We start from the raw sequence: 2006 nt of genomic DNA, 5'->3' as shown, positions 1-2006 counted from the left end.
CTCCCAGCCGCCAACCCTGGCCATCCGGCCCATCGCGTTCAATAAGTCCCGGTTCTTTTGCAGTGCCTCCTCGGCTGCCCGCCGCTCGGTGATCTCGGCGGCCGCCCCGACCAGGCGCTGCAACCGGCCCTGCGCGTCAAAGTAGCCCTGTGCGGTCTCTTCCAGGACGACGATCTCACCGTCACCGCGGGTGACGCGGTACTCGGTGCGATAGCGGTCCTGATCCGGCCGCAATGACTCCAGCAGGGCGATGAAGTGCGCCCGGTCGGCGGGCACCACTCGCTGAAACCAGCCCTGTCCGGTGTCGTGCTCCACGGCCTCGCCGCAGAGGCCCAGGATGGCCGCGCAGGTCGCGCTGCGCCACACCCGGTCGCCTTCCTGCGGCTCCCACGCGAAGGCGAAGGAGCGGCTGGTCTGCATCGCCAGGTGCAGCCAGTCCTGGCTCTCCTGCAGGGCACGCTCGACTCGCGCGCGTTCGTCCACCTCGACCGCCAGTCGATCGCGCGAGACCGTGGTCGCGTGGATCTGTTCCAGCAGGTGGTCGAAGGCGTCGGCCAGTTGGCCCAGTTCGTCCCGGCGGTGCGTCTTGAGGCGCAACGCCGTGGTGCCGCTGCCGATCTGTATCACGGCTTGGCGCAGCCGGCCGATCGGCAACAACAGGCCCCGCTCCAGCAGGAGGAGCAGTCCCAGCCCAATCACCGCCAGCCCCGCCAGCAGCAGGCCCAAGGCGCGCTTCTCCCGCGAGCTCGCCTGAAAAATACCATCGAGGGCGTGATCGCGAATCTGGTTGACGAACAGGCTCAGTGCATGGCTGTCCATCAGGATCCGCTCGGTGGTCTGCCGGTCGCGCGCACTGCGGGGCGGGTCAGTCTCGGCGGCGTTCAGGTCGGTGAGGAGTGCCAGCAGCTCGCTCACCATGCGCCCGGCGCCGTCCCAGGCATAGCGGGTATCCGCATCCGGTGCGTCAGACGCGGCGCTGAACTGGGCCCCCGGCTCCAGCAGGTCGGCGAGGAGCTTGAATTGCGCCTCGACCTGGGATTGGGGTTGCGTTTGCGGGGACAGCAGATGCCCGAAGACCACCGTGCGCAATACGGAGGTCGCAACGGTCAGGGGCTCGCTCAGCGCCAACTCCTGCTCGGCGCGGGTCCTCTCCCGGTAGGCGGCGAAAAAGACACCGAGCAACCACAGCGCGATCATTGTTGACACCAGAACGAGCAGGCGGACACGGGTGCGCAGGTTCATGGTTGCCGGGTGATGGTGACGGACCCCGGGTGCAGCCGCGCCAGGATGGAGGGGTCGATCATGGCGGTGAAATCGGGCACCGTCCGACCGGGAGCGAGCCCACTGGCGATGGCCCACTGGGCCTGCGACTGCAGAAGCATGACGAACCCCTGGTCGACGGCCAGATTGAATCCAAGTCGCTTCCAGGTCTCTTCGACGACCGCGTCTTCGATGTTCAGTTCGGTCGTCGCGACCCGCATGGCCTCGCGCGGGTGCAGGCGCATCCAGCCGATGGCCCGATCGAGTGACCGCAGCAGGCGCCGGATCGCCTCCGGCCGGCGCTGCGGCAGGTCCGGCGCCACCGCCAGGCTCGTATAGCCCCGGTAGCGCAGTCCCATGGGGAAGGTGCGGGCGGTCTCGCCCAAGGTACGCCGACACTGGGTCGTAAAGGGGGCGAAGGTAGCGACCGCATCGACGCGGCCGGCCGCCAGGGCCGCCGCCTGCTCAGTGGCCGGCAGATCGACCAGGGTGATGTCCGTCTCGGCGAGCCCCTGGTCGTTCCGCATGACATGCAGGAAGTAGTGGGCCGAGGTGCCGACGGTGACCCCGACGCGCCGGCCGCGCAGGTCCGCCACCCGGCTGATGCCCCGGTCGGCCCGGGCCACGATGGCGTGCTCACCGCTGCCGGCATAGGTGGCGATGACACGCAACGGCTTCCCGGCGAGGGCGGCGAACACGAGCGGGGTCTCGGCGACCGTGGCGACCTCGGCCTCGCCGCGCAGCAT

2 protein-coding genes are annotated in these 2006 nt (G+C 69.2%); both read right to left on the bottom strand.

Annotation, left to right across the window (positions count from 1 at the left end; all coding sequences use genetic code 11):
• Positions 1–1242, bottom strand: a 1242-nt coding sequence (locus QZY48_RS29690) for a PAS domain-containing protein (RefSeq protein ID WP_295437411.1), incomplete at its 3' end; no start/stop codon positions are given.
• On the bottom strand, positions 1239–2006 hold a 768-nt coding region (locus tag QZY48_RS29685), incomplete at its 5' end, for an ABC transporter substrate-binding protein (RefSeq protein WP_295437410.1). The genes QZY48_RS29690 and QZY48_RS29685, both read right to left, overlap by 4 nt.

The organism is uncultured Thiodictyon sp. (assembly GCF_903828115.1).
Lineage (GTDB): Bacteria > Pseudomonadota > Gammaproteobacteria > Chromatiales > Chromatiaceae > Thiodictyon.
The sequence above is the reverse complement of the archived record's forward strand: the minus strand, read 5'-3'. Positions and strand labels throughout refer to the sequence as shown.